Source organism: Pseudomonas laurylsulfatiphila (assembly GCF_002934665.1).
Lineage (GTDB): Bacteria > Pseudomonadota > Gammaproteobacteria > Pseudomonadales > Pseudomonadaceae > Aquipseudomonas > Aquipseudomonas laurylsulfatiphila.
Window position 1 is genome coordinate 187,259 of record NZ_NIRS01000003.1, and the last position, 13,741, is coordinate 200,999.

General features: G+C 59.9%; 11 protein-coding genes. 1 reads left to right on the plus strand and 10 read right to left on the minus strand.

The annotated features are described in order from the left end of the window. Positions 1-56: 56 nt before the first annotated feature. The 7 genes from CD175_RS11270 to CD175_RS11300 all read right to left on the minus strand — a co-directional run bounded on the left by CD175_RS11270 (position 57) and on the right by CD175_RS11300 (position 7,921). The gene (locus tag CD175_RS11270) at positions 57-818 is read right to left on the minus strand and encodes an iron-containing redox enzyme family protein (RefSeq protein ID WP_420849102.1); all 762 of its coding nucleotides are present in this window, start codon (positions 816-818) and stop codon (positions 57-59) included. A gap of 76 nt (positions 819-894) precedes the next feature. After that, complete coding sequence (locus CD175_RS11275; RefSeq protein WP_104448975.1) at positions 895-3,354, minus strand: EAL domain-containing protein; 2,460 nt, start codon at positions 3,352-3,354, stop codon at positions 895-897. 167 nt (positions 3,355-3,521) lie between these two features. Continuing rightward, on the minus strand, positions 3,522-5,339 hold the full coding sequence (locus CD175_RS11280; protein ID WP_104448976.1) for an ABC transporter ATP-binding protein: 1,818 nt from the start codon (positions 5,337-5,339) through the stop codon (positions 3,522-3,524). Then, positions 5,332-5,967 (minus strand): DsbA family protein, encoded by a 636-nt coding sequence (locus CD175_RS11285; protein ID WP_104448977.1) that lies wholly within the window; start codon positions 5,965-5,967, stop codon positions 5,332-5,334. The genes CD175_RS11280 and CD175_RS11285 overlap by 8 nt, the downstream gene beginning before the upstream one ends. Before the next feature lie 3 nt (positions 5,968-5,970). After that, positions 5,971-6,912 (minus strand): oxygen-dependent tRNA uridine(34) hydroxylase TrhO, encoded by a 942-nt coding sequence (gene trhO / locus CD175_RS11290; protein ID WP_015093968.1) that lies wholly within the window; start codon positions 6,910-6,912, stop codon positions 5,971-5,973. 172 nt (positions 6,913-7,084) lie between these two features. After that, the gene (locus CD175_RS11295; protein WP_007973667.1) at positions 7,085-7,384 is read right to left on the minus strand and encodes a BolA family protein; all 300 of its coding nucleotides are present in this window, start codon (positions 7,382-7,384) and stop codon (positions 7,085-7,087) included. Positions 7,385-7,396: 12 nt separating this feature from the next. After that, entirely contained in the window at positions 7,397-7,921 is a 525-nt protein-coding gene (locus tag CD175_RS11300; RefSeq protein ID WP_104448978.1) for a DUF2059 domain-containing protein, read from the minus strand. A 191-nt stretch (positions 7,922-8,112) separates the two neighbouring features. Here CD175_RS11300 and CD175_RS11305 point away from each other — a divergent pair, with 191 nt between their 5' ends. Next, on the plus strand, positions 8,113-9,507 hold the full coding sequence (locus CD175_RS11305; RefSeq protein WP_104448979.1) for a class II fumarate hydratase: 1,395 nt from the start codon (positions 8,113-8,115) through the stop codon (positions 9,505-9,507). 99 nt (positions 9,508-9,606) lie between these two features. Here CD175_RS11305 and CD175_RS11310 read toward each other — a convergent pair whose 3' ends face one another. The 3 genes from CD175_RS11310 to pap form a co-directional block, all read right to left on the minus strand. After that, complete coding sequence (locus CD175_RS11310; RefSeq protein ID WP_104448980.1) at positions 9,607-10,566, minus strand: DMT family transporter; 960 nt, start codon at positions 10,564-10,566, stop codon at positions 9,607-9,609. A 244-nt stretch (positions 10,567-10,810) separates the two neighbouring features. Further along, positions 10,811-11,995, minus strand: coding sequence for a thiolase family protein (locus tag CD175_RS11315; RefSeq protein ID WP_104448981.1), 1,185 nt, complete (start codon positions 11,993-11,995; stop codon positions 10,811-10,813). A 102-nt stretch (positions 11,996-12,097) separates the two neighbouring features. Beyond that, positions 12,098-13,621, minus strand: a complete 1,524-nt coding sequence (gene pap, locus CD175_RS11320; RefSeq protein ID WP_104448982.1) for a polyphosphate:AMP phosphotransferase — start codon at positions 13,619-13,621, stop codon at positions 12,098-12,100. Positions 13,622-13,741: the final 120 nt, after the last annotated feature.

The window sequence follows — 13,741 nt, forward strand, 5'->3', positions numbered from 1 at the left end:
CACTCCGCATTCGCGAGCAGGCTCGCTCCCACAGTTTTTATTGCGTGATAGCTGAATCAGCCTTCAGCCAGCGCCATCCGCTCACGCACGACCGGCACCCGCTCTGCGTGCTCCAATTGCATGCAACGCTCGAGAAACAGGTACATGTAGTCGTAACTCTTGCAAACGGCCTGACGCAGCTCCACCTGCAGGGATTTGCTCGGGTTGGTGCCCGCCAATGTGCAGATGATTTCCAGGGCTTCCCACGGATGGGCATCGTCGTACTGGGCATGCATCTTCAGCCACTTCATCGCCCGCTTGCGATCCTCCTCGGGGAACGAGGCGGCGTAGATACCGTTGGAACAAACGACCGCCGACCATTCCCCGGTGGCTCCTTCGATGGCGTAGTTGGTGGCGGCAATCGCAACGATCAGCGAGTCGGCCGAACTGGTGTGCCAGCACCAATGGCTCAACGCGTGAAGCTCCGGTGCAACCTGCTGTGCCTGCAGGTCCTCCAGGCTGACACCGTGCGCGCGACTCCAGTGCACCCAGTAATCGGCGTGGTTCAATTCGACGCGAATGTTGCGCATCAGCCAGCGACGGGCCATGTCTTCGCCGGGATGACGGGCGAAGCGGGTCTTGGTCAGGTTTTGTGCCATATACAACGCGAACTGTTCGACCACCGGCCAGCCACCGATCAGGTATTGGCGCATGGTCTTCGCACTGAGTTTGTTGTCTCGCATGCGTTGGTACAGTTCGTGTTCGACAACCCGGCGCTTGCTCTCGCTGCAATCCTGGATCAGGCGCTGGGCCCAGGCAGGGTAACTTGCAGCTTCCATGAGCGGTCCGGTTCGGTTGAATGTGTCGATCACTGTCGAGCTCCTTTTGATTGTGATTTTAAGACCGGCAGGAATTTCAACGGAACGTGCCCGGGGCCTTGAACAACATCGGTTGGGGCCTGGCAGGACGACTCAACAAGCTATCGCTGGTAAACAGATGCGGGCGTTCAATCACATACCCTTGAGCGTAATCAACCCCGATCTCCAGCAATGCCTGCTCGATCTGGGGTGTTTCGACAAACTCGGCAATCGTGCGCTTACCCATGACATGGCCGATGTGATTGATCACTTCGACCATGGCGCGGTTAATCGGGTCGTCCAGCATATCCTTTACGAAACTCCCGTCGATCTTCAGGAAGTCTACAGGCAAATGTTTCAGGTACGCGAATGAGGACATTCCGGCACAAAAATCGTCCAGTGAAAAATGGCATCCTAAGCCTTTGAGTTCATTGATGAATCTAATGGCGCTGCCAAGATTTGAAATGGCACTGGTTTCAGTAATTTCAAAACAAATCATTTCAGGCGGAATCGAATACGTCACAAACTGTTCACGCAGGAAGTCCAGGAACGCCTCATCCCCAATCGTCGTGCCTGACAGATTGATCGCACACATGGCCAGCGGGCCTTGTTCTTGCTCGGCCCGGCATTGGGCAATGATCTTGAACACGTTCTGCACCACCCAACGATCAAGCGAGCTCATCAGGCCATAACGCTCGGCAGCCGGAATGAAGCTGTCGGGCAAGATCATCCGCCCGGCTTCATCATGCAATCGCAGCAGAATTTCAATATGCCCGCCGTCCTGCTCGACATGACCCAAGGGGACGATTTCCTGGGCGTACAGGCAGAAGCGGTCTTCCTCCAGCGCCATGTGCAAACGTTGCACCCAGGCCATTTCACCGAAACGCAGGGACAGTTCCGAGTCATCCGGATGATAGACCTGGACCCGATTGCGGCCCTTTTCCTTGGCCATGTAGCACGCCATGTCAGCGGCACGCAGCGAGACTTCGAGCGTCGTCGGATTCTGCGCGACATGAACCAGCCCGATACTGACAGTGGTTACGAAAGGTCGCCCCTTCCAGACAAAATGCAGATTCTGCACAGTCTGGCGCAGGCTCTCGGCAATTTTCTCCGCCGCTTCCGGCGCGCAGTTTTCCAGCAGGATGCCGAACTCGTCGCCTCCAAGGCGCGCCAGGGTATCGCCTTCGCGCAACCCCGATTGCAGCAAGGCGCAGATATGCCGCAACAGTTCGTCGCCCGCCGCATGACCGCAGGTATCGTTGACCAGCTTGAACTGATCCAGATCAAGGAACATCAGGGCATGGCGCCCCGAGTAGCGGGTCAGGTTGTGCAGTGCCTGTTCCAGGCGATATTCGAATTCACGGCGGTTGGCGAGTCCGGTCAAGGCATCGTGGGTCGCCTGCCATGACAGATTGGCGATGTATTGCCGCTCCTGGGTCATGTCATGCAGCACCAGCACCGTCCCGCTGACTTTACCGGCATTGCGGATGGGCGCGCCCACCAGTGTGACCGACACCGTGCTGCCGTCCAGACGTTGAATCAGCCTGGAGTGCTCGCTGCCACCACTGAGCTGGCCGCTGAGAATATGCTCGATAAGGGTGAAGCCCTCGGTCTGGGCCTCTTCGTCCAGCAGGTTGAACAGCGCTGCCAGCGGCAAGCCTGTCGCCTGCTCGGCCTTCCAGTGGGTCAACGCCTCGGCCGCTGGGTTCATGTAGGCAATCGCACCGGAAACATCCGTGGTGATCACGCCGTCGCCAATCGATTGCAGGGTGATCTGCGCCCGTTCTTTCTCCACTTGCAGCGCATCCGCGAAGGCATGGCGCTGCTTGAGCAGCTTGTGGGTGCGCATCAGCGCCAGTGCAATCAATCCAAGCGCTGTGGCGAGGTTAGTCAGCAGCAGCAGACGAAGAATGACCCGCGACCCTTCCCCCAGTGCATCACTGAAGGCTCTCGCAGCCGGGGTCACTTCCTCATTGATCGCGAAAATCTGCTCCTTCCAGCGCTGGATATCCGCAACAGAGGCAGGGCTGGTATTGATGTGCTGACGCATGTCCCTGGCAACGTCATCGAGCTTGGCCAGATAGCCATCACCCACGGTCCACAGGTCGATGGCTTTTTCGAGGTAACTGAAGTGACGAAAGTTGAGGTACAGCCAGATCAGGCTGGAAACGTCGTCCGGGTGGTTGCCCCCCTTGAGAATCGCCACGCGCGCCGCTTCGATGTTCGGCGGATGCTGATCCAGCGCCACACGCAATTCATGCCCGCCTTGGGGCACGGAAATGGCGTTCTGGTACTTGTGAAATGTCCCTTCGTCGCCGCTGTCGGCGTAGAGATTGAGGTAATAGATGGCATCTTTCTGGCCCTTGGACCAAAGGCTTTCCCCGGCAACATAGCCGCGAACAGCCGACAGCACATAAAGGCTCACACCGCCCAGCAAGGCTTGAAACAACACAACGGCGATAAATGGCCAGACAATGCCCAACAACCGTGGCGTTCCGAGAGTCCGCGTTTGATTCATGAGGTCCCTTGCATTAGCACTGCTTGCTCGCCTTCCGGACGAAATCGCTCAAGCTAGACTAGGTTGCGATTCCGATCCCGGCAAGCGACAAGCTATGCCCGGAGGGTGTATCGCGGCCACTGAATTCGGTCGCGAATAATGTTTTTTATAATATTGATGACATCCGGCTACAACCGCTGCAAATGACCGTAAAGCTTGGCGTACAGACCACCGTCGGCAATCAGTTGCTGATGATCGCCATCTTCTGCGATCTGGCCGCCGTCGAATACCAGCACTCGGTCGGCCTGTTTCACCGCCGAAAGGCGGTGGGCAATGATCAACGTGGTGCGGTTGCTCAGAAACCGCGCCAGGGCCTGGTGCAGATTGTATTCGGTGGCGGCATCCAGCGCAGAGGTGGCTTCGTCGAGGATCACCACCTTGGGCTCGGCCAGCACCATCCGGGCGATGGCCAGGCGTTGGCGCTGTCCGCCGGACAAACGCACGCCGGAGCGCCCGACTACACTGTCCAGGCCATTGGGCAAATCCCGCACCGTGCCGTGCAATTGGGCGATTTCCAGTGCATGCCAGCAGGCCTCGTCACTGCGCTCACGGCCCATGGTCAGGTTGGCCCGGATGGTGTCATTGAACAGCGCCGGATGTTGCAGGACCACGGCAACATTTTCCCGCACGGTTTCCAGGCCGATCTCCTGCTGGGTCGAACCGCCAAAGCGAATGGTTCCGGCCGACGGCGTGTACAAGCCCAGCAGCAGTTGCACCAGCGTGCTCTTGCCCCCACCACTGGCGCCGACAATCGCGACCTTTTCGCCGGGGGCGATGGACAGGTTCATCTGGTTCAGGACCAGTTCATCGCCGTAACCGAAGCTCAACCCTTGTACTTCCAGCCCGACCGTCTCGCGCCCGATGAACGGGTCGACACCGCCCGGGTATTCAGGCTCATCAGCGCGCGACAGCAGCTCATTGATCCGCGACAGCGCACCGCCGGCAGCGTAGTAGGCATATTGCAGGTTCAGCAACTGTTCGACCGGACCGATCATGAACCACAGGTAGCTGAACACCGCGAGCATCTGGCCGATGGACAGGTCGGAGAACAACACCGTGAGCATGGCCGCGGCGCGGAAAATATCGATGCCGAACTGGAACAACAAACCGCTGGCCCGGTTCGACGCATCGGTTTTCCATTGCGAATTCACCGCATAGTCGCGCACGTCACGGGCGCGTTGCCCCAAGCGACCGAGGAAGAACCCCTGACGGTTGCCGGCGCGAACTTCCTGGATGGCATCCAGGGTTTCGGTCAGCGCCTGGGTAAAGCGCGAAGTGCTGTCGTTCTCGAGTTTCTTTAGATGCTTGACCCGTTTGCCCAACTGCACCGTGGCGTAGATCACCAGCGGGTTGAACAGCAGGATCAGCAATGCCAGTTTCCAGTGCATCCACATCAGAATGCCCGCCGTACCGACCAGGGTCAGCATGGCCACGAGGAAACGGCTGAGGGTTTCACCGACGAATTTGTCCAGCGTATCCAGGTCGGTGACCAGATGCGTGGTCACCGTGCCGCTGCCCAGGCTTTCGTATTCACCCAGCGAGATACGCTTGAGCCGTTCGATCAGGCGTATGCGAATGCGGTAGACGATGTCCTTGGCCAACCCGGCGAACAATTTCGCCTGCACCACGTTGAACAGCAACGCCGTACACCTCAGGGTCAAGGTCACCAAAAGCATCAGGCCGATATAACCCGCCGCTTTTTGCCAGCCTTCGGGTAGCGCGTGGTTCATGATCTTCAGCGCGGCGTCACCGTGCCCCAGCAACACCTCGTCCACCAGCAACGGCAGAAGCAAGGGAATCGGCACGCTGCACAAAGTCGCCAGCACGGCCACGCCGTTGGCGATCCACAGGGACTTCTTGTGATGCAGGGCCAGACGACGGATTTCCGCCCAGCTCAGACGGTCGACACGTTTAGCGGTAGCGACGTCATCGGGCAGGTCATGCACAGGCAGCGCGCTCCAGCCAGCGGCCGAGCAGCGGGGACAGCACACTCAGAGGCTGATAGCCGTTGGTCAGCAATGCCAATTGACCCTTGCGCTCAGCGAGCAATGTAGGAAAACCGGCGATGCCCAGGTCCTGGACCCAGGTGAAATCGGCGGCGGTGGCGGCGTGCATGTCAGCCCGATCGAAAGCGCCGGCGAACTCAATGCGCGGCAGACCGGCCTGTTCCGCCAACTCGACCAACACGCTGGCCTGGGTGACATCACGGCCTTCAGCATAAAATGCGTGCTGAATCAGCCCGAGCAGTTTCAACGCGCAATCCGGCGCCAGGCTGCGCGCCGTCACCAAGGCCCGGCAGGCAGGTTCGGTATCGTAGACAAAACCGTCGGGCAGCGCGCCTTCGAACTTGAACGGCTGGCCGGTGGCCTCGGTGACCGCCTGCCAATGCTCAAAAATATAGCGTCGGGTGGTCGGCTCCAGCGCCGCACCGCTACCGGTGCGCAAACCACCCACGATCAGATGCACATCCACACCCGCGGCTTGCGCCTGCTCGACCAGTGCGTTGGCCACCGGGGCAAACCCCCAGCACCAGGAACACATCGGGTCCATCACATAGAGCAGGCGCGCAGACATGGTTCAGGCCTCGGTGGATGCTTGCTTGTAGTTGTAGCCGATCGGATGAGGCTGGTTACGAGCCTTGGCCAGTTCGATCTGCTTCTGCCGGTCGATGGCGCTGCGACGGGTCTTCTCACTCAGCTTATCCCAGCAATGCGGGCAACTGATGCCGGCCACGTAATGCTCGGACGCGCGGTCTTCGATGCTGACCGGAGTGCGGCAGGCATGACATTGATCGTAGTCACCTTCGCTCAGGTCGTGACGCACGGTCACGCGGTTGTCGAACACGAAGCAGTCGCCCTGCCACTTGGTTTCTTCCTGCGGCACCTCTTCGAGGTACTTCAGGATGCCGCCCTTGAGGTGGTAGACCTCGCCGAAGCCCTCGCTGAGCATGTAGCTCGACGCCTTCTCGCAGCGGATGCCGCCGGTGCAGAACATTGCGACCTTCTTGTGTACGGCCGGGTCGAAGTTGGCTTTGATGTAGTCAGGAAATTCGCGAAAACTGGTGGTTTTCGGGTCGATGGCGCCTTCGAAGGTGCCAATCGAGACTTCGTAATCGTTACGGGTGTCGATCAACAGCACTTCCGGGTCGCTGATCAGCGCGTTCCAGTCTTGCGGGTCGACGTAGGTACCGACCTTTTTGTTCGGGTCCACGCCTTCCACGCCAAGGGTGACGATTTCTTTCTTGAGTTTGACTTTGGTGCGGTAGAACGGCTGCTCGTCGCAGTACGACTCTTTATGGTCGATGTCGTCCATGCGCGGATCGTTCTTGAGCCAGGCCATCAGCCCGTCGATGCCTTCGCGGCTACCGGACACGGTGCCGTTGATGCCTTCTTCGGCAATCAGCAGGGTGCCTTTGATGCCGTTGTCGACCATTGCTTGCAGCAGGGGCTCGCGCAAGGCGACGTAATCTTCCAGGGTGACGAACTTATACAGTGCCGCCACGACAATCTGTTGTGTCATGGGTAAATCTCCAGGTGGCTACCCTCGTAAGGGGTGAACCGGATGCGAAAAAAAAACGCGCCGGGTGAGCGGCGCGTTGGGCATTCTAACAAAAAAGATCGCAGCCTGCGGCAGCTCCTACAGGAGAATGTATCCCCATGTAGGAGCTGCCGCAGGCTGCGATCTTTTGATCTTAATGCTTGCTGCCGCCGGCACAGGTCGGCGAGGCCGGAGCCGCGTCGATCTGTGCCCATTCCTCCGGCGTGTAGGTATGCAGCGCCAACGCATGGAACTCGCCCATCAGCTCGCCAAGCGTGCCGTAGACTTTCTGGTGACGCTTGACCCGGTTCAGGCCATCGAACTGCGCGCTGACCACCACGGCCTTGAAGTGGGTCTGCAACCCCCGGCTGTGCATGTGGCTCTCATCCAGCACTTGCAGATGCTCGGGTTGAAGCAGGGCCAGCGTCGATTCGATGCGTTGTTGCATGGTCATACCGAACTCCGCTTAAGGCTTTTTCTTGGCGGGTGTAGCCGCATCTTTCGGGGTCAGCTCGGCCGTCATGTCGGCCAGCAGCTTGTTGACCACCGGCACCGCGCTTTCCAGCTTGGACTGGGTCATCTGGGCCGATTGCTGGGTCAGCTGGGGCATTTTTTCCATGACTTTCTTGCCCAGTGGCGACTGATAGAACGCAACCAGGTCCTTGAGCTCGGATTCGCTGAAATTGCTGGTGTACAGCTTGACCATGTCCGGCTTCAGCTTGTTCCAGCCAATGGCCTGGTCCAGAGCGGCGTTAGCCTTGGCCTGGTAGGTTTCCAGTACGGCTTTTTTCGATTCAGGGGCTTTGGTCTGTTCGAAACGCTGGGCAAACATCTGCTGTACTTGCATGTACACCGGGGTGCCCAGTTTGTCAGCGTGCGCCATGGTCAGGAAAGCCTCGGCACTGGCGTTATGGCTGGCGGTGTCGGCGAGAACCTGGCCGCTGGCGCAGACCAAAGCAACGGCGGTACAGATGGCACGAAGACGAGTCATCGAGTTTCCTTTTCTAGCTGGCGAGGTAAGACCCCAAGGGCCTCCATTCTGCGCCTAAAAAAGTGTGTCGCTCAACCCCAAGCCTTGTCGCACCTGATTTAGAGGGGTTGAATGGTCAAATACAGACTGATGGAACCACGGCCGTCGATCACGGCCTAAACTGCGCAATCGGACCTACAGGAGTGAGCAAGATGAGCCGTATCGAAACCGACAGCCTCGGCCAGGTTGAAGTCCCGGATGAAGCCTATTGGGGAGCTCAGACGCAACGCTCGCTGATCAACTTCGCCATCGGCAACGAACGCATGCCGCTGGCGGTGTTGCATGCCTTGGCGCTGATCAAGAAAGCCGCGGCGCGGGTCAATGATCGCAACGGCGACCTGCCCGCCGATATCGCCCGTCTGATCGAGCAGGCCGCCGACGAGGTGCTCGCCGGCGACCACGACGACCAGTTTCCGCTGGTGGTCTGGCAAACCGGCAGTGGCACCCAGAGCAACATGAACGTCAACGAAGTGATCGCCGGTCGCGCCAACGAGCTGGCGGGCAACCCCCGTGGCGGCAAATCCCCGGTGCACCCCAACGATCACGTCAACCGCTCCCAGAGTTCCAACGACTGCTTCCCCACCGCCATGCACATCGCGGCCGTCCAGGCGGTGCAGCAGCACTTGATGCCAGCGATCAACGAGCTGTCCGGTGGGTTGGCAGAGCTGGCGGCTCGCCATATGAAGCTGGTCAAGACCGGCCGTACCCACATGATGGATGCCACACCGATCAGCTTCGGTCAGGAAATCTCGGCTTTCATCGCGCAACTCGATTATGCCGAGCGGGCGATCCGCAGCGCATTGCCCGCGGTCTGCGAGCTGGCCCAGGGCGGCACAGCAGTCGGCACCGGGCTGAATTCGCCCCACGGTTTCGGTGAAGCCATCGCCGCCGAACTGGCCGCCCTCTCCGGCTTGCCGTTTATCACCGCGCCGAACAAATTCGCCGCATTGGCCGGCCATGAGCCGCTGACCACGCTGTCCGGCGCGCTGAAAACCCTCGCCGTGACCCTGATGAAAATCGCCAACGACCTGCGCCTGCTGGGCTCCGGTCCCCGCGCCGGCTTCGCCGAAGTCAGGCTACCGGCCAATGAACCGGGCAGTTCGATCATGCCAGGCAAGGTCAACCCGACCCAGTGCGAAGCATTGTCGATGCTTGCCTGCCAGGTGCTGGGCAACGACGTCGCTATCGGCTTTGCGGCCAGTCAGGGCCACTTGCAGTTGAACGTGTTCAAGCCGGTGATCATCCATAACCTGCTGCAATCGATCCGATTGCTCGGTGATGGCTGCAGCAACTTCCAGCAGCATTGCGTGGCCGGCCTGGAGCCGGATGCGGAAAAAATGGCTGAACACCTGGAACAAGGCCTGATGCTGGTGACGGCGCTGAACCCGCACATTGGTTACGACAAATCGGCGGAGATCGCCAAGAAGGCCTACAGCGAAGGGCTGACCTTACGTGAGGCGGCGTTGCAGTTGGGGTACCTGACCGATGAGCAGTTCGATGCCTGGGTAAGGCCGGAGAATATGCTGGAGGCGGGGGCCAAGGGCTGAGCTTTGCGGTGATTGAAAGTCCGTCTTCGCGAGTAGGCTCGCTCCCACACTGGATCTCTGTGGGAGCGAGCCTGCTCGCGAAGGGCGCGATGAAGATTTTTAGCCAACGACCATTTTGGATTTTCTGGCCTTGAGCCCGGCAATCAACGACGGCCCCAACGCCACCAGCGCCGACCCCAGCACCACCAGCACCGCACCGCCATAACCCAACCCATTGATCGTCTCGGCATGCACATACTCGGGCCACAGCCATGCCGCCATGGCAACCGCCGCAAAAGTCACCAGCGGCGTAATGGCCAGCGTCGCGCTGACCCGGGAAGCTTCCCAGTGGGCCAGGGCCTCGGCAAACGCGCCATAGGCAATCAGGGTGTTGAGGCAGCACGCCAGCAGCAACCACCCCTGCAAGGGGTTCAATTGCAGTGCTTCAAGCGGATGCACCCAGGGCGTCAGCAACGCCGCGCAAAACAGGTAGATCACCATCATCACCTGCAGCGAGTTCCACACCGTCAGCAATTGCTTCTGCCCCAGGGCATAGAAGGTCCAGACCGTGGACGCCAGCAGCACCAGCAGCACGCCGGCGGTGTAGTCGGTCAGCGACGTGAGCAATTCACTCAAGCGCTGGTTGAAGAACAGCGCAAAGCCGATCAGCAGCACCAGCAGGCCGATCCCCTGCCCCAGGCTGAAGCGTTCCTTGAACACAAACAGACTGGCGATCAGCAGCATGATCGGCCCCATCTGCACCACCAGTTGCGCGGTGCCGGGGCTGAGCAGATTCAGGCCCATCAAATACAAGACATAGTTGCCCACCAGGCCGAGCACGGCCATCAGCACCAGCCAGCCACCGCGCGGACCGAGCACTTTGCGGCTGGGCAGGCGCCTGGTGGCCGCCAGGTAAATGAACAGGCAACCGCCGGACACCAGCAGGCGAAACCAGGTCACCGTCACCGGGTCCATCACCAGCAACACTTGCTTGAGCTTGATCGGCAGGATTCCCCACAACAACGCGGTCAGCAAGGCCAGGAACAGACCGTAAACCCAGCGACCCGATGAAATGTGCATGTGAACCCCGAAGCCAACTGACAGGAGCCGTCATTCTAGGCGCACAGCGGTGACGCACACAGGGACAGTTACGGCCTGGCCGCGAATGAAACTGTGCAGGTCGCAATCTTCGGGGGATGTTTTTTGACCGTGGCGCGCCCATCGCGAGCAAGCTCGCTCCCACAGGTTCTTTGGTCACCACAAAACCTGTGGGAGCGAGCTTGCTCGCGATGGCTATCTAACTGACAACGAGAAATATCGAGGCCTAGCGCACCGCTTCAAACAACCCGGTAGCCCCCATCCCGCCACCCACGCACATGGTGACGATGCCGTAACGCAGATTGCGCCGCTGCAATTCACGCACAAGGTGCCCGACCTGACGCGAACCGGTCATGCCGAACGGGTGGCCGATGGAAATCGAGCCGCCGTTGACGTTGTACCGGGCGTTGTCGATTTCCAGGCGATTACGGCTATAGAGGCACTGCGAAGCGAACGCCTCGTTGAGTTCCCACAGATCGATATCGGCAACTTGCAAGCCTTTGGCCTTGAGCAGTTTCGGCACCGAAAATACCGGGCCGATGCCCATCTCGTCCGGCGCGCAACCGGCCACGGTAAAACCGCGGAAGAACGCTTTCGGCTTAAGCCCCAGTTCCAGTGCCTTCTCCAGGCTCATCACCAGCGTCATGGACGCGCCGTCCGACAGCTGCGAAGAGTTGCCGGCCGTGACCGAACCATCTTCGGCGAACACCGGCTTCAAGCCGGCCAGGCTTTCCAGAGTGGTATCGGGGCGGTTGCAGTCGTCGCGGTCGACGATGCCGTCGAGGATCTGTGCCTGGCCGGTCGCCTTGTCTTCGACACGGTACTTCACCGCCATCGGCACGATTTCATCAGTGAACAGCCCGGCGGCCTGAGCCTCGGCGGTACGCTGCTGGCTTTGCAGTGCATACAGGTCCTGCTCTTCGCGGCTGACGTTGTACCGACGCGCGACGATTTCAGCCGTCTGGCCCATCGGGAAGTAGATGCCCGGCACCTGCTCCTTGAGCAGCGGGTTGATCAGGTTGTCGGTGTTGACGCTTTTCATGGTCAGGCTGATGGACTCGACGCCACCGGCGACGATGATGTCGCTGCAACCCGAAGCGATCTGGTTGGCGGCGATGGCGATCGCCTGCAAGCCCGAGGAACAGAAGCGGTTGAGGGTCATGCCGGCCGTGCCGATGCCCAGGCGCGACAGCACCGCGACATTACGCCCGATATTGAAACCCTGGGCGCCTTCGTTGGAGCCGGCGCCAACGATACAGTCCTCGACACTTGCCGGATCGATACCGGTGCGCGCCAACAGGGCATCGACACAGTGTGCCGCCATGTTGTCCGGACGGGTCATGTTGAATTTGCCGCGAAAGGATTTGGCCAGGCCGGTCCGCACGCTGTCGACGATCACCACTTCACGCATGGCATACCTCATTGTTGTTGTCGGTTGAGAGTGGACCGAGCATAAGTCCAGCCCTTCACCGACCGCGACAATCATTCACCCCGCGTATGCGCAACCATCGCCTCAATCCTTGTCCTTCTGCTTCTTGCGCTCATGCCGGTCGGATTTTTCGAAAGCCTCCTCCAGTGCCCGGTTGATGGTGCGCAAGACTTTGACTCGCGCCCAGCGCTTGTCGTTGGCCTCCACCAGGGTCCATGGCGCAATCTCGGTGCTGGTCCGGTCGACCATGTCGCCAACCGCCGCGCGATAGTCATCCCATTTTTCACGGTTGCGCCAGTCATCTTCAGTGATCTTGAAGCGCTTGAAGGAAATCTTTTCGCGTTCCTCAAAACGCTCCAGTTGCGTCTGTTTGTCGATGGACAGCCAGAACTTGACCACGATCACACCGGCGTCAGTGAGTTGTTCCTCGAAGTCGTTGATTTCACCGTAGGCACGCAGCCAGTCTGCCGGGCTGCAAAACCCTTCGATGCGCTCCACCAATACCCGGCCATACCAGGAGCGGTCGAACACGGTGAACTTGCCCCGGGCCGGAAGGTGTCGCCAGAAGCGCCACAGATAGGGTTGCGCCCGCTCCTCTTCGGTGGGCGCGGCAATCGGCACGATGCTGTATTGGCGCGGATCAAGCGCCGCCGCCACCCGGCGAATCGCCCCGCCCTTGCCTGCCGCGTCGTTGCCCTCGAACACCGCCACCAGCGCATGGCGACGCATGCGTTTGTCACGCATCAACCCGGAAAAACGCGCCTGCTCGGTGATCAGTTGCTCTTCGTAATCCTCCTTCTCCAGGTGCAGGCTCAGGTCCAGGCTGTCGAGCAGGTTCACTTGATCGACACTGGGGAACACTGGCGCCGCGCTGACCTTTTCCGGATGGATCGTCGGCCGCTGCAATGCGCCCTGCAGGCCCGCCAGCAGAATCCGCCCCACGGCCAGACTGCGATAATGGGCATCCGCCCCAGCGATCACATGCCAAGGTGCATAGTCGCGACTGGTACGACGCAGCACCCGCTCGCCATACTTGACGAACCTGTCGTAGGTTTCCGATTGCTGCCAGTCCAGCGGGCTGATGCGCCAACTGTGCAGCGGGTCGTCGGCCAGCGCCTTGAGGCGTGCCTTCATTTGCTTCTTGGAAAGGTGAAACCAGAACTTGAAGATCAGCGCACCTTCATCGCAGAGCATCTTTTCCAGGCGCTCGGCGCCATTGATCGCCTGGTCGAGGCGCGGGTCCTTGAACTCGCCATGGACCCGCCCCTGCAGCATCTGGCTATACCAGTTGCCGAAGAAAATTCCCATGCGGCCCTTGGCCGGGAGCATCCGCCAGTAGCGCCAGGCCGGTGGCCGCGCCAGTTCTTCGTCGGTTTGCTGATCGAAGGTACGGACCTCGATCAGGCGCGGGTCCATCCACTCGTTGAGCAACTTGATCGTCTCGCCCTTGCCGGCACCTTCGATGCCATTGATCAAAATGATCACCGGAAAGCGGCGTTGCTGCTGCAGTTCGAACTGCGCTTCGAGCAACGCTTCGCGCAGGGCCGGTTCTTCGGCGTCGTAGGTTTCTTTGTCGATGGCGTGATCGATTTCGGCGGATTCGAACATGGATGGCTCCCTTCCAGATGTGAGCAAGACTAGCGGAAGTTGATGTCGAGCGATGCTGCCTGGATCAAAAGATCGCAGCCTTCTGCAGCTCCTGCATGGGTCGGCGTAATCCTGTAGGAG

What these genes read in the sequence shown, in the direction of transcription:
- CD175_RS11270 (WP_420849102.1), bottom strand. Translation starts at nt 818, where the DNA reads ATGGAAGCTGCAAGTTACCCTGCCTGGGCCCAGCGCCTGATCCAGGAT.
- CD175_RS11275 (WP_104448975.1), bottom strand. Translation starts at nt 3,354, where the DNA reads ATGAATCAAACGCGGACTCTCGGAACGCCACGGTTGTTGGGCATTGTC.
- CD175_RS11285 (WP_104448977.1), bottom strand. Translation starts at nt 5,967, where the DNA reads ATGTCTGCGCGCCTGCTCTATGTGATGGACCCGATGTGTTCCTGGTGC.
- trhO (WP_015093968.1), bottom strand. Translation starts at nt 6,912, where the DNA reads ATGACACAACAGATTGTCGTGGCGGCACTGTATAAGTTCGTCACCCTG.
- CD175_RS11295 (WP_007973667.1), bottom strand. Translation starts at nt 7,384, where the DNA reads ATGACCATGCAACAACGCATCGAATCGACGCTGGCCCTGCTTCAACCC.
- CD175_RS11300 (WP_104448978.1), bottom strand. Translation starts at nt 7,921, where the DNA reads ATGACTCGTCTTCGTGCCATCTGTACCGCCGTTGCTTTGGTCTGCGCC.
- CD175_RS11305 (WP_104448979.1), top strand. Translation starts at nt 8,113, where the DNA reads ATGAGCCGTATCGAAACCGACAGCCTCGGCCAGGTTGAAGTCCCGGAT.
- CD175_RS11310 (WP_104448980.1), bottom strand. Translation starts at nt 10,566, where the DNA reads ATGCACATTTCATCGGGTCGCTGGGTTTACGGTCTGTTCCTGGCCTTG.
- CD175_RS11315 (WP_104448981.1), bottom strand. Translation starts at nt 11,995, where the DNA reads ATGCGTGAAGTGGTGATCGTCGACAGCGTGCGGACCGGCCTGGCCAAA.
- pap (WP_104448982.1), bottom strand. Translation starts at nt 13,621, where the DNA reads ATGTTCGAATCCGCCGAAATCGATCACGCCATCGACAAAGAAACCTAC.